This window comes from Streptomyces sp. CG 926, assembly GCF_003148825.1.
In the GTDB taxonomy this organism is placed as follows: domain Bacteria; phylum Actinomycetota; class Actinomycetes; order Streptomycetales; family Streptomycetaceae; genus Streptomyces.
The window spans coordinates 11842-28578 of the sequence record NZ_QGGZ01000010.1 but is presented as its reverse complement, the minus strand read 5'-3'; the positions used below and the strand labels follow the sequence as shown (position 1 = coordinate 28578).

Genomic DNA, 16737 nt, shown 5'->3' with positions numbered 1-16737 from the left:
GCATGCTAGTGACACCGGCTCACGGCGCGGACAGGCTTGCTCCATCGCACACGGCATCTCCCTGAACGGGGGAGATGAGATGAATCCGTCGACCAGCACGCCTATTGGGGTTGAGTTCTTCATGTCCTACGTCGCCGCACGCCTGTTCGTGCCCGCCGCACTCCTCGCCGCCATCGGATCCGGTGCGTTCGTTCTCGGCCTCTCGGAAACGCGGCACACGACTGCGGGCGATGGTTTCGGGTGGAGCAGCACGCACCAAGTACTGGCCGGCGATGGCTACGGATGGAGCGCGCCGCGAGACGGTATCGCCCACCCGTAGCTTCGCTTTCGATACAGAGCGAGAAAGGCAAACCCGCCGGAAGTCGCCATGTATATGATCACATTCAAATTGATCGGCTCCTGTGGATCACTCATAGCCCCGAACGATGTCAGGGACCTTCTTACGGCCCACTTTGCTCCTGCTGACCGCATCGAGCACGTGACCGCAACGGCGGCCGCGGGAGACGATCGCGTCGATCTGGTTCTCTTCTCCCTCGCCGGCTCGGAAGCCGAGGCCATGCTCACCGCTCGCGCCGCGTGTCTGCGCGCCCTGGAGCGCGCACCCGAACTCATCGCCTGGCGACTGTCGGACGGCGCTGCCGGCGACGGGCCGGGCATTCGCTGAGCACTCCGGTATTCCGTCAGGAAGACCCCAGTCGATCGCCTGTCGAAATCAAGCGGACAGGTTCGGATCGAGCACCATGCGTTTCCACGTTCAACCGCCATAGCTGGTGAGGGCATGGCGCGGCGCCCGGGGAGATCTCCGCGTCATATGAAATGGGAGAAAATGTCTGCAACCCTTGGTCGGCGGCTTTGTCATGCCGTGGCGACCACGCTCGGCCTGGCCATGGTGATGAGTGTCGCTTCGGTGTACACGCCGGTAGCCGCCGTTGCAGATGCGCTGCCGGTGAATGAGGGCGAGAAGGCACTCAAAGCGGCAGCCGCATCGGGCAAGCCCGTCGAGGTGCTCGGTGAACGGACCGAGTCAACGACGACGTACGCGAATCCGGACGGCAAGTCCTTCCGCCTGGACACCTCGGCCGTTCCGGTCCGGGTCAAGGCGAAGGACGGCGCCGGCTGGGTCGCTCCCGACGCCATGCTGGAGGTCCGCCCGGACGGCACCGTGGGCCCGAAGGCCGCCCTGGCCTCGGTCGGGTTCTCAGGCGGCGGCGATTCGAGTCTGGTCACCATTGAGCACGGCGGACGGTCGATGTCCCTGGGCTGGCAGGGGGCCAAGCTGCCCAAGCCGGTGCTCGACGGTGACAGCGCCGTGTACCAGGAGGTGCTGCCCGGGGTCGACCTGAGGATGACGGCGACCTTGAAGGGGTTCCGCGAGGTCCTCGTGGTCAAGACGCCGGAGGCGGCGACGAACCCCAAGCTCCAGCGTGTCGAGTTCGACCTCGAGGCGAAGGACGTTCGTCTCAACTCCACCAAGGACGGCGGGCTGTCCGCCACGGACGCCAACGGCAAGCCGGTGTTCAAGGCGCCCCCGGCCCTGATGTGGGACTCGAAGGGCGTGTCCACCTCGCCGGCCATGTCTCCGAAGGCGAAGATGTCCGCGGTCAAGAGCGAGGGCGGCGCGCTACCCGAGGCGCCCGCCGGCGCGGAGTCCGGAAGCCGTCCCGCCGACGGTCCGGCCCTCGGCTCCGGGGCGGCGAACATGCCCGTCGAGGTAGACGCTGACTCGCTGGCCGTCGTACCGGACTCCTCGCTGCTGAAGCAGAGGGACCCCGCGGCCTTCCCCCTGTATATCGACCCCTCCGTCGCCCTTGACGACGGGACCGAGCACACCGCACTCCGCAACGACGGAGTGTCCTTCTGGAACTGGGACAACGGCGACGACGGCCTGGGCAAGGGCATGGGCAAGTGCGGCTCCTGGAACGGCTACTACTGCGGTCCGGGCTACGTGCAGCGCCTCTACTTCGAGTTCTCGCCGAGCAAGCTCGTCGGCAAGGAAGTCCTGAACGCCCGCTTCAGAGTCACCGAGCCGTGGGCCTTCCAGTGCGACCTGCGCAACGTGTGGCTGGTCCGCATGGACGGAGAGATCGGCCCGTCGACGAACTGGGGCAACAAACCCAACTATGCCGACCTCATGGGCGACCGCTGGCTGTCGGCCGGCCGTGGCTCCGCATGCGATCCCAACTCGCCCGCCGCGCCCGTCGAATTCTCGGACAACCTTCCTGACGAGCCGGACGAGAACCTCACCCCCACCGTCCGCGACTTCGCCAACGGCCGCTACAACCGTCTGAACCTGGAGCTGCGGGCCGAGGACGAGTCGGACACCGCCGCGTGGAAGCGCTTCCGCAACGACGCCGTTCTGTCGGTCGACTACATCGGCAAGCCCAACATCCCCATCTACGTCGGCCTGGTCACGGGCGCGGGGGAGATCTGCTCGAACGACCCGGCCAAGCCGTCGATCGTCTCCGACCCGACGCCGGCCATGACCGCGATCACCGAGACCGTGTGGGGCGGCGAGTCCGGCGCCCAGCTACGGATTCTCATGCAGACCGAGAAGAAGGAGACCAACGGCACCTGGGCCCCGGTCAAGGCCAACGCGGCCGACGCCGACTACATCAGTCGGCCATCGTCGGGATTCGTGGGGGACAACGTCAAGGTCAGCAGTGACCCGCCCGCCACGCTGACGGACGGCGCCCAGTACCGCTTCCGGACCTGGACCCGGTCGTACGCGGACGGGAACGAACGAACCAGCGCTCCCAGTGCGGACTGCTACTTCAAGGTCGACTCCAGTGCCCCCAAGGCCCCGACGGTCACCTTCGGGGCTCCGTACAGCCAGTGCACCGGCACCGCGTGCACGGCGGCCGGCAAGCCCGGCCAGGCGGGTCAGTTCACCTTCGCTCCGGCGAGCGGCGACACCGTCACGGCATTCCAGTACAAGCTGTCCACGGACACCACGTGGACCGAGATCGCCGGCTCGAACCCGACCGTCTCGATCACTCCGCCGCTGTCGGGGACGATGAAGCTGAGCGTGAAGGCCAAGGACGCCGTGGGCCGCTGGGGCGCGACGAAGATCGTCGACTTCGTGGTCAAGGAGGGCCCCGACCCGATCGGCTACTGGACCTTCGACGAGGCCTCCGGCCAGGCCATCGACACGTCGACGACCGACCCGGCGCTCAGGAACAACATGTACCTCGCCGCCGGAGCCCAGCGCCCCGCAACCGGCCGAAGGGGCTGGGTGCAGACGCCCACCCCGCACGAGGACCGCGCGCTCCAGCTGACGAACGGCCAGTACGCGAACAGTGCCAAGCCGGCGTTCGAAACGCGTGGCTCCTTCACCGCGGCCGGCTGGGTCCGCCTGGACCGCACGGACGGCACCTTCTCGATGCTGGGCCAGAGCGGCAAGAACTTCAGCGGTGTCGCCATCACCGCCGCCGCCGGCCAGCCGTGGTCGATGCAGATGGCCACGGACGACACGGCCGGCGGTACCGGTGCGATCAAGCGGCTGAACGGTCTGAACCCGGCGCAGGCCGGGGTGTGGACCCATGTCGCCGCCACGTACAACGAGTCCTCCGACCTCGCGAAGCTGTACGTCAACGGGCAGCTCCAGGGCCAGATGACCGTCACCAACCCCATCGCCTCCACCGGAGTCATGGGAATCGGCGCCGCCAAGCAGTCCGCCGCCTGGACGGAGCAGCTCCCGGGCCGGATCGACGAGGTCAAGGTCTGGCAGGACGAGAAGAGTGCCGTCGAGGTCAAGCAGGACTCCTCGCTCTTCGACCCGGCGACCGGCAAGCCCGCCGTCGACCTGGCCGGAGCCTGGGACCTCACCATGGCCGGTCCCGCCTTCGCCGACAAGTCCGGCAACGGCCGCGCCCTGACCGCGACCACCGGTACGCCTGTCACGGGAGGCGCCCTGGTCCTGAACGGCTCCACCCAGGCGGCCACCGTCGCGGGTCCGGTCGTCGACGACACTGGTTCGTTCACGGTGACGGCCGAGGCGAAGCTCGACAACACCGCCCTCCTCGCCAAACCGAACGGCTACAAGGCCCAGGTCATCGGCCAGCGCACGGCCACCGGTTCCTCCTGGAGCCTGTGGTTCGAGAAGACCGGCATCCGCCAGGAGCCGGACGAGCAGGACCCGACCAAGATGCTGGACTTCGTCGAGGGCAGCTGGCACTTCGGCCGCCTGACGGCCGACGGCGCCGGGACCTCGGTGGCCAGCGACAGCCCGGCCGCGCTCAACGCGGGCGTCCAGGTGACCGGTGTCCACAACGCTCAGGACGGCACCATCACCCTCTACGTGGGCGCGGCCGGCCAGGCCCAGCCCAAGGCCTACACGGCCACCGTCGGCAGCGGCGAGCTCGCCGTGGGCAAGGGCTTCACCAACAGCGCCTGGGGCAACTTCCTGCCCGGCCAGATCAAGGACATGCGCCTGTGGTCCGGCGCAATGAAGGACGCCCAGCAGGTCACGGAAACCGTCTTCGGCTCCGGTAGCTGACCCTCCGACTCCATCACCGATGTGCCGTGGCCGCCCCGCACAGGGGCGGCCACGGCCTCACCCGTACCCAAAACCCCTATCCACATGGAGCATTCGTGTCCATCCGACCACCAGGCGGAACAATCCGCCACCGGCTGCCGTTGGCGGCCGCACTGGCCCTGGCCCTCGTGGTGCCGGGGGTCATCACCCCGACAGCGGAGGCCGCGGATCTTCCGGGTGCCCCGAAGATCGCGAAGCACAAGGACGCCAAGGTCCGGGCCGTCAACGCGCAGGGCGCCAAGGAGGCCCGGGAGTTGGTGGCCAGGAACCAGGCCGCGAACAAGATCCAGGCGGACCGGGCCCGCGCCGAGGCCAAGGCCGACTGGCCGAAGGCGGCCACGCTGGAGGGTTCGTCCGGACGGTCGGGCTCGCGCCCGCTGGTCGACGTACGGTCCACGGCGCGGGTCAAGAGCCCGCTGCTCAATCCGTCCGTGCCCAAGGGGCCGGCGGCGCCCACCGCGGCTCCGGAGGGAGCGGTCGGGAAGTCGACCGTCAAGGTCCTCGACCAGAAGGCGGCCGAGAAGGCCGGGATCACCGGCGTCCTGTTCACGGCAGCCAACACCGCTGGCGGATCTTCACAGTTGACCGTCAACTACGGGTCCTTCGCCTCCGCGGTCGGCGGTGGCTGGTCCACCCGCCTCGGGCTGGTCAGCCTGCCCGCGTGTGTGCTGACCACCCCCGAGAAGGCGGAGTGCCGCAAGACAACGCCCCTGCCCTCGGCGAACAGCATCAAGAACCAGACCGTGACCGCCGACGTCGCCTCACTCCCCGCCGGAACCTCCTCCGCGGCCAAGTCCAAGGACCCGGCGCAGGCTCCGGCGGTCTTCGCGGTCATGGCCACGGACACCGCATCGCCCAAGGGCGCCGGCAACTTCGCGGCGACCCCGCTCTCCGCCTCCTCCACCTGGGGGTCCGGAACCTCCAGCGGAGGCCTCACCTGGTCGTACACGCTGGCCGTCCCGCCCGCCGCGGCGGGGCCCGTGCCCGCGATGTCGTTCTCGTACAGCAGCGGTGCCATCGACGGCCGGACCGCGAACTCCAACAACCAGGGCTCCCAGGTCGGCGAAGGCTTCGACCTGACCTCCTCCCACATCGAGCGCAAGTACGGCTCCTGTGACGACGACGGCCAGACCGACAAGAACGACCTCTGCTGGAAGTACGAGAACGCCTCCCTGGTCCTGAACGGCAAGGCCAACGAGCTCGTCAAGGACGACACGACCGGCAAGTGGCACCTCAAGGGCGACGACGCCTCCCAGGTCACCTGGGGCACCGGTGCGGACAACGGTGACAACGACGGCGAGTACTGGAAGGTGGTCACCGGTGACGGCACGACCTACACCTTCGGCCTGAACAAACTCCCGGGCGCCGGCTCCGAGCGCACCAACTCCACCTGGACCGTTCCCGTGTTCGGCGATGACTCCGGTGAGCCCGGCTATACGAAGGGTTCCACCTTCGCCGGCCGCTCCGAGACGCAGGCCTGGCGATGGAACCTGGACCTGGTCCAGGACGTCCACGGCAACGCCGCCACCTACTGGTACGCGGACGAGACCAACAACTACGCCAAGAACGGCGACAAGACCAAACTCGCCGCATACGACCGCGGCGGCACCCTCTCCGAGATCCGTTACGGCCAGCGCGCCGACACCCTCTTCTCGGGCAAGCCCTCGCACAAGGTCACCTTCGGCTACGAGGAGCGCTGCTTCGCGACGAACTGCGGCAGCCTGACGAAGGACACCTCGGACAACTGGCCCGACGTCCCCTTCGACTCGATCTGCGCCGCCGACATCACCGACTGCAAGGCAACGGGTCCCGCCTTCTTCACGCGCAAGCGGATGACGAACGTGAAGACCTTCGCGTGGTCGACGGCGAAGGAGCCGGACGACTACGCGCTGATCGACACCTACGACCTGACGCAGGAGTACCTGGACGCGGGCGACCTCGGCGACACCAGTGACCAGACCCTGGTGCTGAAGTCGATCAAGCGCACCGGCAGCAACGGTGAGGCGGTCAAGGTCCCGCCGGTGGACTTCACCTACCACATGCGCCCGAACCGGGTGGACGTGGACGGGGACAACATCGTCCCGCTCAACCGTCCGCGCATCAACACGATCACGTCCGAGACGGGCGCGATCACCACCTTCACCCTCTCGGACCCGGAGTGCGTGCGCGGTTCGAAGATGCCGGTCGCGGAGGACGACAACTCGCTGTCCTGCTACCCGGTCTACTGGCCGATCAACGGCGGTGACCCCACGCTCGACTGGTTCCACAAGTACAACGTCACCGCGGTGACCGTCGCCGACCCGTCGGGCCAGAACGACCTCGTCGAGAACTCCTACGAGTACGCGAACCCGGCCTGGCACCACAACGACGACCCGCTGACCCCCGAAAAGGAGCGCACCTGGTCCGACTGGCGCGGCTACGGCAAAGTCACCGCCTACACCGGAGCCGTCGGCAAGACCCGGTCCAAGACGGTCAAGATCTTCATGCAGGGCATGCGCGGCGACACCCGCAAGGGGACGACCGACACCCGCACCACCACGGTCACGGCCCTCCCGGTCACCGGCCTGACCATCCCCGCCATCAACGACGACGACCAGTACTCCGGCTTCCAGCGCCAGGAGATCACCTACGACGGAGCCACCCCGGTCACCGTCTCGGTGACCGACCCCTGGAGCAAGCAGACCGCCGGCCAGCAGAAGTCGTACGCCAACACCAAGGCCCACTACGTCCGTACGGGGACCGCTTACGCGCACACCTTCCTGACCGCCTCGAACACGTGGCGCACCACCCGCACCGACACCGGCTACGACGACATCTACGGGATGACCACCCACGTCTCGGCCTCCGGTGACACGGCCAAGACCGGCGACGAGACCTGCACCCGTACCTGGTACGCGCGCAACGACGCCAAGGGCATCACCAACCGCACCTCACGCACCCGCACCGTCGGGGCCCTGTGCTCCGTCACCGACGACAAGCTCGGCCTCCCCGCCACCTCGGCGACCCGCGGCGACGTCCTGTCCGACACGGCCACTGTCTACGACGACCCGGCCGCCACCGGATGGACCGCCAACCAGACCCCGACCCTGGGCCTGGCCACCTGGACCGGGCGCGCCCAGTCCTACCCGGCGGCCAGCGGCACCGCCGACCGCAACCCGGCCGGCGCCGCCGGCTGGCAGACCACCACGAAGACCACGTACGACACGGATGCGGCCAAGCTCGGCCGTCCGCTGACCAGCACCGACGCGGCCGGCAGCACGACCACGACCAGCTACGCGCCCGCCGCGTCCGGCCCGCTGGAAGTGACGGTGAAGACCGCGCCGAAGCTTACGTCCAACGGTCAGCAGCACAAGTCGTACGCCTACACGGACCTGCGCGGCTCGATCGTCCGGTCAATCGACGCGAACATGGGCTCGACCTACAACACCTACGACGGCCTCGGCCGCCTCACGGCAACCTGGCTGCCCAACCGCGGCCAGTCCCAGACCCCGAACGTCAAGTACGGCTACCTGCTGGAACGCGGCAAGCAGCCGTGGACCTCGGTCGGCACCCTCGCCGCCGACGGGAGCTACAAGACCGTCTACACGATCGCGGACGCACTGCTCCGCCCGCTGCAGACCCAGACCCCGTCGCCGAACGGCGGCCGGATCCTGACCGACACCCGCTACGACTCCCGCGGCCTGGCCTACGAGTCGTACGCCGACATCTGGGACAAGGACAAGGCGCCCGAGGGAGTCTATGCCCGGGCCGAGTACGGCAGCACTCCGAACCAGACCGCGACCGTCTTCGACGGCCTCGGCCGCGCCGTCACGAGCACCCTGCTCGTGTACGGGGTGCAGAGGCAGTCCACGACCAACACCTACACCGGTGACTCCACCGCCAGCACGGCCGTCCAGGGCGGCAACGCGACCCGCACCATCACCGACGCGCTGGGCCGCACCACGGAGACCCGCACCTACGACGGGACCACCCCCAACGACCCCGCGTACAGCGGCACTGCGCCGGGCACGCCGTACACCAGCGTGAGCCAGACCTACACCGTCGACGGCAAGCAGGCCACGGTCACCGGCCCCGACGACGCGAAGTGGACGTACGTCTACGACCTCTTCGGCCGGACCGTGACCACCACCGACCCCGACAAGGGCAAGGTCACCACGACCTACACGGCCCTGGACCAGATCGCGACGTCCAAGGACGCACGGAACACGGTCCTGGAGTACGGCTACGACGAACTGGGCCGCAAGACGGGCCTGTGGAAGTCGCCGAAGTCCGACGCCAACAAGCTCGCGGCGTGGACCTTCGACACGCTCCGCAAGGGCGCCGGCACTGATTCCATCCGCTACGAGGGCGGTCTGACGGGCAAGGCGTACACCAAGTCCGTCACCGCCTACGACACCCTGGGCCGTCCCGCGACGACCCGCCTGACCCTGCCCTCCGACGACCCGCTCGTCACCTCCGGCGCCATCGCCGCCAGCACCGACACCACGGTCAACTACCGGCTCGACGGCACGCTGGGCTCCACCTCCACGCCGGCGGCCGCAGGGCTGCCGGCGGAGATCACCCAGCTGAACTACAACGAATTCGGTCTGCCGAAGGGCTTTTCGGGGCTGACCGACTATGTGCAGAACGTCGCGTACTCCCCGCTGGGCGACATCGACCAGCTCACCCTGGCCCGTTCCGCCGCCGCCGGTGTGCGCAAGACGTTCATCGGCAACACCTACGAGGAGGGCACCCGCCGTCTGCTGAAGTCCACGGTCAACGACCAGATCCACAACGGCACGCTCCAGGAACTCACCTACAACTACGACCAGGCCGGCAACGTCCTGTCGATCTTCGACTCGGCCCCGCTCAGCGGCTTCACCAAGGCCGACAACCAGTGCTTCACCTACGACGCCCAGCGCCGCATGACCGAAGCCTGGACCCCGAAGACCGCCAACTGTGCTCCGGCCGGGCGCACTGCCGCCAACCTCGACGGCGCCGCCCCCTACTGGAACAGCTACACCTACACCGCGTCCGGCCAGCGGGCCACGGAAAGGACCAACACCGGGACCCCGAGCACCCGTACCTACTGCTACGACCCGGCACGCCCGCACGCACTGGCGGCCACCACCACCGGCGCCACCTGCACCGGCCTCACCCCCCAGTACACCTACGACGCCACCGGCAACACCACCAAGCGGGCCGAAACCCCCGGCAGCCCGACCTCCCAGACCCTGAACTGGGGCGCGGAAGGCAAGCTCACCAAGACCACGGAGGGCGCCACCGCCACCGACTACGTCTACGATGCCGAAGGCGAACTCCTGATCCGCCGCGACCCGGCCGGCGAAACCGTCCTGTACGCGGGCCTCAACGAAGTCCACCTCAAGGGCACCAAGAAGTGGGCCACCCGCTCCTACACGATCGCGGGAACCAAGGTCGCGATCCTGACCAACGAATCCGGCACCGCCAAGCTCTCGTTCGTGGCCGGCGACGCCCACGGCACCTCGTCCCTGACCATCTCGGCCGACGACACGCAGACGGTGTCCAAGCGCTACACCACCCCGTTCGGCTCAGCACGCGGACCCGCCGTGGCCAACTGGCCCGACGACAAGCGGTTCCTGGGCAAGCCCGAAGACACCAACACGGGCCTGACCCACGTCGGCGCTCGCGAGTACGACGCGGCCCTCGGCCAGTTCCTCAGCGTCGACCCCGTACTGAGCCTCGACCAGCACCAGTCCCTCAACGGCTACTCCTACGCGAACAACAGCCCGGTCACCAACAGCGACCCGACCGGCCTCGAAAGCTGCGGCAGCGCCGGCTACTGCGGTGGCGGCGGCGGGACCAACGGCAAGCACATCGAGGACATGCCGAAGGACGAGGGCGGAGGCGGAGGCGGCGGAGGCGGAGGCGGAGGCGGCGGAGGCGGCGGCGGAGGAGGAGGCCGAGGCGGCGGCGGAAACGGCGGCGGAGGCGGAAGCTGGAGCGGCACCTCGTTCGGTCGCGGCGACATCTTCAACCCCATGCCCTTGGGGTGGAACCCGGCTCTCGCCCCCCTGTTCACGACTCCCCGGGAAAGGTTCGGGATCGTGGACGAAGGCGGCCCGTACAACAGCTGGGAGAGTTCTCGGGGCTTGTTCTTCGGATGGCTCTGGGGTGGCGGTTACCCGCTCGGACCCAGCCAGAAGTTCAAGGGCGGAGACACGTTCACCAGAATCCTGGCAGCAGACGACAAGATTGCGGAAACCCGTTCCAACCTGCTGGGACAAGCCCTGAAGAGCGGAATGGACGCACCCAACGCAAAAGAAGCCCTTAATTTCGCATACAAGGACAGGGGGCCGGAACCGGGGAGCCCGTGGTACAAGGCCAACACGGCACGCGGGATCTACAATGATATTTCCAGCGTGTTGACCAACGGCACGCTCGGTCACGCCAACAGTGCCGACGCATTCCTTGGAACCTATTCCGGGACCGCCCGCATCACCAGCGTGGACACAAAGAAGGGCGACGTGCGAATTCAGTTCACCGTTCACAACCAGAGCGACTGGAAATCCGCCACACACGCGATCCCCAGATCCTGGAATCCCTTCTTCACCAAGACCTTCGGCGCCGCCACTACGCAGGACTTCTCGTGGCAGGAGAGAATCCCGCTCAACATGTGCGGATGTTCCGTAAGATAGAAGCTCACTCACATCGCCAACTCAGAAGACTGTGGAGACCACATGCGCGGCCGTCGACTATTCCTCCTGGCATTCGTTCTTCTTCTCTCGGCGTGCGGCGGTGCAGGAGAGGGCAAAGGCGCGGCGGAGGCGGGCGACATCGAAGGGAACTGGTCAACGGAAGCCGGCGTCCGCCTGTCTTTTGCGGCGGACCACACCTTCACCTCGCAGGGGCTGAAGTTCGACCCTTCGCTGGCGAAGGGCTGCCCCACCGGAACAGGGCGCGGGAGCTGGGGCTTCTATGTAGAGAAAGAGTCCCCGGCCGGGTACGTGGCGATGTCAAAGGAAGCGTCGGCCGGCGATACGATCGCAGTGAGTTTCACCGAAATCCCCCAAGGTGACTGCAGTATCATGCTGAGCGTGCTCAAGAGCGGCGAACTCTGCGTCTCGACAGACTTCGATGAAGTCTGCACCTTCAGCGACCGGTTCACCCGGACCAAGGAAACAACGACTCCGTAAGTCGAGTTGGCGTTTCGTGACGGCCCGTCGGTTCATCCGGCGGGCCGTTTCGGCCGTTCAGAGTTCGACGAGCGTGACCTCGGCGGCCCTGAGGCTGGTCGAGATGTCGGAGCCGTCCGCGAGGGCGAGGTCCGCGGTGGCCTGCCCGGTGATCTCGGCGATCAGGCCGGGCGTCCGCTCTTCACCGTGCTGGGACCACCCGCGCATGGCTCACCCTCTGCCGGCGCACCGAACTACGCGAGACCATCGAACTGGTCATCGTGACCGCCCTGCGTTGCCGGGCCACCCGTACCGACCCGAGCCCCACACGATCCGTACGACCCGCAACGCGCATGCCTGCCGGCGCCTCCTCCGGAAGGAGTCACCGGAGCAGGCCGCCGCCCCGGCGGGCCGGCCGGCCGACATGCTCGCCGTCTTCGGCGAGGACGACCGCCGCCGGGACGTTCTTGCATGGACCGAGGCGGTACTCGCCGGCTGACCGGACGCGCGGTCGACCACGACCGCCGGTTGTCGCTCATCTGAGGCGGATGCGGCGCGGGCCCGTATCGCAGCCGTGGGTGCAGGCCTTGACCGGGAATGCCTCTCGGTCTGTGCGTGAGGGGGCGCTCGGCAGGTCTTTGCCGTACTGGTCCCGGCTTGGCGGCACTCGGGTTGGGCGTCCGCATGGTGGTTCCGGCGATCCGCGGGCCCGGCACCGGGACCTCTTCCCGATGCCGGTTCGGGTGCGTCCATAGCCCTGGTCACCGAAACCCACGTGAAAGGCTTAAGGGTTGTGCGCGGGGTACGGCTTGCGGCGCCGGCCGCTGTCAGGCGTCGGCTGCCGGGGGCCTGTTGCTGCGGCGTCGGCGGATGCTCACCGCGGTTGCGGCGGCGAGGAGAAGGCAGACGAGGACAGGTCCGGTGAAGAGGCCCCAGCCCCAGACGGCCATGCCGAGCACGGTGAAGGGCAGGGCCGCGAGGAGAACGGCGGGTGCCGTGCGCAGCCGGGCGAACGCGGGGCGTCCGGCCAGGGCAAGTCCGGCTGCTGCCGGTACGGCGAAGCGGAGGGCGCCGGCCGACTCCGGCAGGAGGCCCAGGGTCAGCACGCCGGTCAGGAGCGCCGTCCATACCAGCACGGCGGCCAGTCCGGCCGCCGTACGGACGCGCGGCTGCGAGCGCAGGTCGGCTGGGCAGAGCAGGGCCGCCAACGCGGCGAGGAACAGCGGTGTCCTCACGAAGAACACGAGCTCGAGGCCTCCGCCGAGCCTGTACAGGTCGATGACCGCCGTCGCCGCGCAGCCCGCCGCCACGGTCCAGACGCCCGCGGTCCAACGGCCGCTCAGGGCGGTCGCGGCGCCCAGCACCATCACCAAGTGGGTCGCCGCCAGCAGGATGAACGGGACGGTGAGTTCCGCGGGCAGGACGGGTGCTGTAACGGCAGGCAGCATCATCCCGGTCCACCAGACCGCGCTCGCCCCGACGGCCGCGACGGCGAACGGGGCCACCGCCGCGAGGAGCCGCCCGGAGCGCCGGGCCGACGCGATCCCGAGACGCATGCGCAGGGCGTGCCCGGTGATGTCCAGGGCCTCCCGGATCCGGGCGGCCCGGCCCGCTCCGAGCGTGGCCTCGCGGTGGGCCATGGCGATCTCGTCGCCGAACTCCCGCCGGAATCCGGCCGGGTAGAGCCTCAGCAGCGCAGTCACGCCGTCACCGTCCCCGCCGCGAAGCCGGCCGGGCCGGGCGCGGCCTTCGCGCCGAGTCCGAGCCGCCGGGTGGCCTTCTGGGCGGTGCGGGCGATCCGTGCCGCCTCGGCGGCCAGGACCTCGCACCCTTGTGGCGCCGGCGCGTAGCTACGCCGCCTGCGGCCGTCGACCACCTCTTCCTCGTGGACGGCGATGAGCCCCTGGTCGAGGAGCCGTTCGAGGGCGCCGTACAGGGTTCCCGTACGTATCTTCATGCCGCCTTCCGAGATCTTCTCGACCTCCTGGGCGATCGCGTACCCGTGCCGTGGGGCGTCGGCGATCGCGGTGAGGATGAGGAGAGTCGGTTCGCGCAGGGCTTGGGTGTCCACGCAAGCCACCATAGATCTGTAGCCGACATATGTCGACCGTCGACCTATGGGGGACGCCTGACGCCATTCCTTCCTGGGCTCGACCTCGCGCATCCAGCTGCGCGGATGGCTTGGTCTCCCGACCGCCACACCTCTGCCTACGTTGTCCTCGGTGACACGGGCGACTGACACAGGCTGGTGGCCGGCCTGAGGGGACTACGGACAGCCCTCCGGCCGATGTCAGTGCTCGCGCCTAGGGTATCGGGCATGATCATGTTGACGGTGGATGAGTCCTGGGACCGCATCGAGAGTTGGCTCGAGCGGTACGCCCCCGTCACCCACGTGCTGCTGCGACCGCCGACCCGCCTGGCGGACATCGAGGCGGCCGAACTCCGGCTGGGGGTGACCTTCCCGCCAGACCTGAGGGAGTCGTTGTTGCGGCACGATGGTGTGGAGCTCCAGGACGGAACGCTCACGCTCGACTACTACGGACCACTGTCGGGAGTCGGGGAGATCGTCCGGAGCGCCGAGTTTCTGCGCGAGGCCGGTGGGGATGTCGCGGAGGAGGAGGCCGGCCTCGACGAGGAGGAGCGCGACGAGTTCGCGTACTGGCCGTATGAGCGCTTGCTGATCACCCTGGGTATCGGCCGGCAGTCTTCCGACGGACTGTTCCTGGTCACCCGGCCCGGCCCGCACCACGGGCGCATCGGACGGTACTTCGACGAGACGGGTTCGACCTTCACCCCCTGGCAGGGACTGCGGCACGTCCTCTCCGACTTCGCCGCGGCCTTGGAGAACGGCCTGCCCTTCGATGGGCGGACACCCCTGGCCCACGGGGGTCGGCTGATCTGGGACGGCGGCGGGACGGTCGTCGCCGACCCCACGTCCGCTCTGGGCCTCGCCGCCGGCGAGGCCGAGCCGCAGGTCCCACCCGCGGCCGAGCCGGCCCCGCCCGCCCCGCAGCGCTATGGGGCGTACATCGGCATCTCCGTCGGAAGCGGTGGATTCTTCGGACCCGAGCCCGCACGGCCCGTTCAGCCGGACGTAGTGTTCGTTGCGGGCATCGACCCCGGACAACTGCTGGAACGGCTGGGCGCCGTGCCCGCGACCGCCGGGCCACGCAGCCGGGAGCAGGCGCGGCTGTCCGCCGGTGCGGCCTGGGCCGCGCACCGCCCGATGGTCCGGGCGGGGTCCTGCGGCGATGGGTGGTCGTACGCCACGCAGGAAGGCGGTGACGCCCAGTTCGGCCGTCCCGAGGTGCTGTCACGGCTGTCCCGCGGAACCAGGGTGCTGCGACTGGCGAAGGAGGGGCCCGAGGTACGCGTGACCGTAGTGGAGGACGGCACGGAGCGCCCGCAGGCGGGCCACCGGGTCGAATCACCCCGTGAGGACTACGTGACCGGTCCCGACGGGCAGCCCGTACTCGGGCACGGCGGACAGCAGTTGCAGCGGATCGGGGTCGATCCCTGGCCGGGCTCCACAGCCGCTTACGCGCGGCTGCTGGCAGGCCTGACCGCGGAGCACGGCATCACCTGGGACCCGGCGGACGACGCAGCGGCGCCGCTGGCCAGCGCGCTGCTGCTGCCGGTCCTCGACGAGTTGCCAGAGGTGCGGCACCCGGTCACCGTCGTCCGTGACTTCGACCTCGGTGCCCTCATGGAGCTGACCCCGCCGGAGCGGTTGCGCTCCGCGGTGGCGGCGCAGCTCGCCCGGCTCGCCTCGGAGACCGGCATCGACGGCTACCCGGAGATCGCCCGGGCGCTGGAGCAGACCCGCCGGGGCGAGCCGGTGGACCTCCAGGCCGACGGGGCCCTCGACAAGCGCATGCGGACCATCCAGGCGGAGACCCGGGCCGTCCGCGGACTGCTCGACGCCGCTCGCCACCAGCCGGACCCGGGACCGGTCACCACCGCCGACCTTGCGGCGTGGCACGGACGGGACACAGCGGCAGGAGCCCTGCGCCGGTTCCTGCTGCTGCCCCTGCCTGCGGCGGCGGAAACGGTCCTGAGCCTGCGCATGTCCCTGCACTGGCGCGACGAGCTGGCGGCGGACCTGGTCGAGTAGGTCTTTTCCTTGTGGACTTGTTCCAGTGGTGGTGATCTGCGCGGCCGGCCGGGCGTCCATCCAGCGCCGTCCACGCTTTCAGCGTGGTGGTCCCGTGGCCAGACTTCCTGCCTGTCTCTGTCGGCGGCCTGCCACCGGGCGAGTTCCTTCTCGGTGGCCTCCGCCTCGATGAGTGCGTCCAGGCCGCCCTCGCAGCGCAGCGCCGTCCAGGTGGTGATGTTCCTGAGCCTGGGCCTGCTGCAGGTACAGGGTCGCCAGCTCGCCGTGGAGCGCGAACGGGCTCCGCGTGGGATACAGCTCGTCGGCCGGCGAGGCGTAGTACTCGTGCTCCTCCACGTCCAGGCTCAGCGAGGCCCTCCAGCGGATACCGGAGCTCGCCTCCCGCGTCCTGACCCGCCGGCACGTCCCGCCGGCACATCCCGCCGCTCACCCCCACCCAGACCCAGGCCGTCCTGCTCGCCTACCACCCGGCGTGGGGCAAAGTACCACCAGAGCACGTCGCCCGAGCCGACGAACGCTGCGCCCGGGGCAACTTCCGCGCCTTCGCCCAGATGACCGCCCACGTCATCGACGCAGTCCTGACCGACCCCCTCGCGCACTCCGGCAGCGCCCTGATCGAAGCGGCATGCCGCCGACTCGGAGGCATCTGAGCAGTCCGCCCTGAACGCCATGGAGCTCCGCGGCCCGTGCCCGCGGTAGTGGGCGCCGCGTTCCCGCTCGGTGTCGGGGCGGACCGACCATGTCTGCGTGGCTGTGATCGCCGGTGTCCGCGGGCTGTTCCAAGTTGGTGCAACCATGACCGACACTCGCAGCCCGTCCCACTCGGGACGGGAGCGAGGCGTCACCACTGTTCGGCGGTTGTACGTGACCAGCCAACCGAAGCGCTCAGTCGCAGCCGGGGTGGGTGTGACGGTGTTGCTCACCGCGGCTGCGGCCGGTGATCTGCGGTCAGTGCA

The 16737-nt window shown here is 69.0% G+C and carries 10 protein-coding genes; 7 read left to right on the top strand and 3 right to left on the bottom strand.

The genetic code is table 11. The annotated features are described in order from the left end of the window. Positions 1-79: 79 nt before the first annotated feature. The 5 genes from BCL76_RS25290 (at position 80) to BCL76_RS25270 (ending at position 11688) form a co-directional block, all read left to right on the top strand. On the top strand, positions 80-319 hold the full coding sequence (locus BCL76_RS25290) for a hypothetical protein (protein ID WP_109781698.1): 240 nt from the start codon (positions 80-82) through the stop codon (positions 317-319). 48 nt (positions 320-367) lie between these two features. Then, positions 368-664, top strand: coding sequence for a hypothetical protein (locus tag BCL76_RS25285; RefSeq protein WP_109781697.1), 297 nt, complete (start codon positions 368-370; stop codon positions 662-664). A gap of 198 nt (positions 665-862) precedes the next feature. After that, a complete protein-coding gene (locus BCL76_RS25280) occupies positions 863-4495 on the top strand; it encodes a LamG domain-containing protein (protein WP_258309887.1) in 3633 nt (1210 codons plus the stop codon). A 95-nt stretch (positions 4496-4590) separates the two neighbouring features. After that, on the top strand, positions 4591-11190 hold the full coding sequence (locus tag BCL76_RS39125; protein ID WP_258309886.1) for an RHS repeat domain-containing protein: 6600 nt from the start codon (positions 4591-4593) through the stop codon (positions 11188-11190). Positions 11191-11232: 42 nt separating this feature from the next. Beyond that, on the top strand, positions 11233-11688 hold the full coding sequence (locus BCL76_RS25270) for a hypothetical protein (protein WP_109781696.1): 456 nt from the start codon (positions 11233-11235) through the stop codon (positions 11686-11688). Between the two features lie 57 nt (positions 11689-11745). On the opposite strand, the gene BCL76_RS39120 is transcribed toward BCL76_RS25270, so the two are convergent. Continuing rightward, positions 11746-11895, bottom strand: coding sequence for a hypothetical protein (locus BCL76_RS39120; protein WP_181382725.1), 150 nt, complete (start codon positions 11893-11895; stop codon positions 11746-11748). Positions 11896-11962: 67 nt separating this feature from the next. Here BCL76_RS39120 and BCL76_RS25265 point away from each other — a divergent pair, with 67 nt between their 5' ends. After that, positions 11963-12166 carry a hypothetical protein gene (locus BCL76_RS25265; protein WP_109781695.1) on the top strand — a complete coding sequence of 68 codons (204 nt, stop codon included), beginning with the start codon at positions 11963-11965 and terminating at the stop codon, positions 12164-12166. Between the two features lie 328 nt (positions 12167-12494). Here BCL76_RS25265 and BCL76_RS25260 read toward each other — a convergent pair whose 3' ends face one another. Both BCL76_RS25260 and BCL76_RS25255 read right to left on the bottom strand, forming a co-directional pair. Then, entirely contained in the window at positions 12495-13370 is an 876-nt protein-coding gene (locus BCL76_RS25260) for a hypothetical protein (protein ID WP_109781694.1), read from the bottom strand. Next, on the bottom strand, positions 13367-13738 hold the full coding sequence (locus tag BCL76_RS25255) for a PadR family transcriptional regulator (RefSeq protein ID WP_109781693.1): 372 nt from the start codon (positions 13736-13738) through the stop codon (positions 13367-13369). The genes BCL76_RS25260 and BCL76_RS25255 overlap by 4 nt, the downstream gene beginning before the upstream one ends. Before the next feature lie 246 nt (positions 13739-13984). Between BCL76_RS25255 and BCL76_RS25250 the strand changes: the two genes are divergently transcribed. Beyond that, entirely contained in the window at positions 13985-15781 is a 1797-nt protein-coding gene (locus tag BCL76_RS25250; protein WP_109781692.1) for an SMI1/KNR4 family protein, read from the top strand. Positions 15782-16737: the final 956 nt, after the last annotated feature.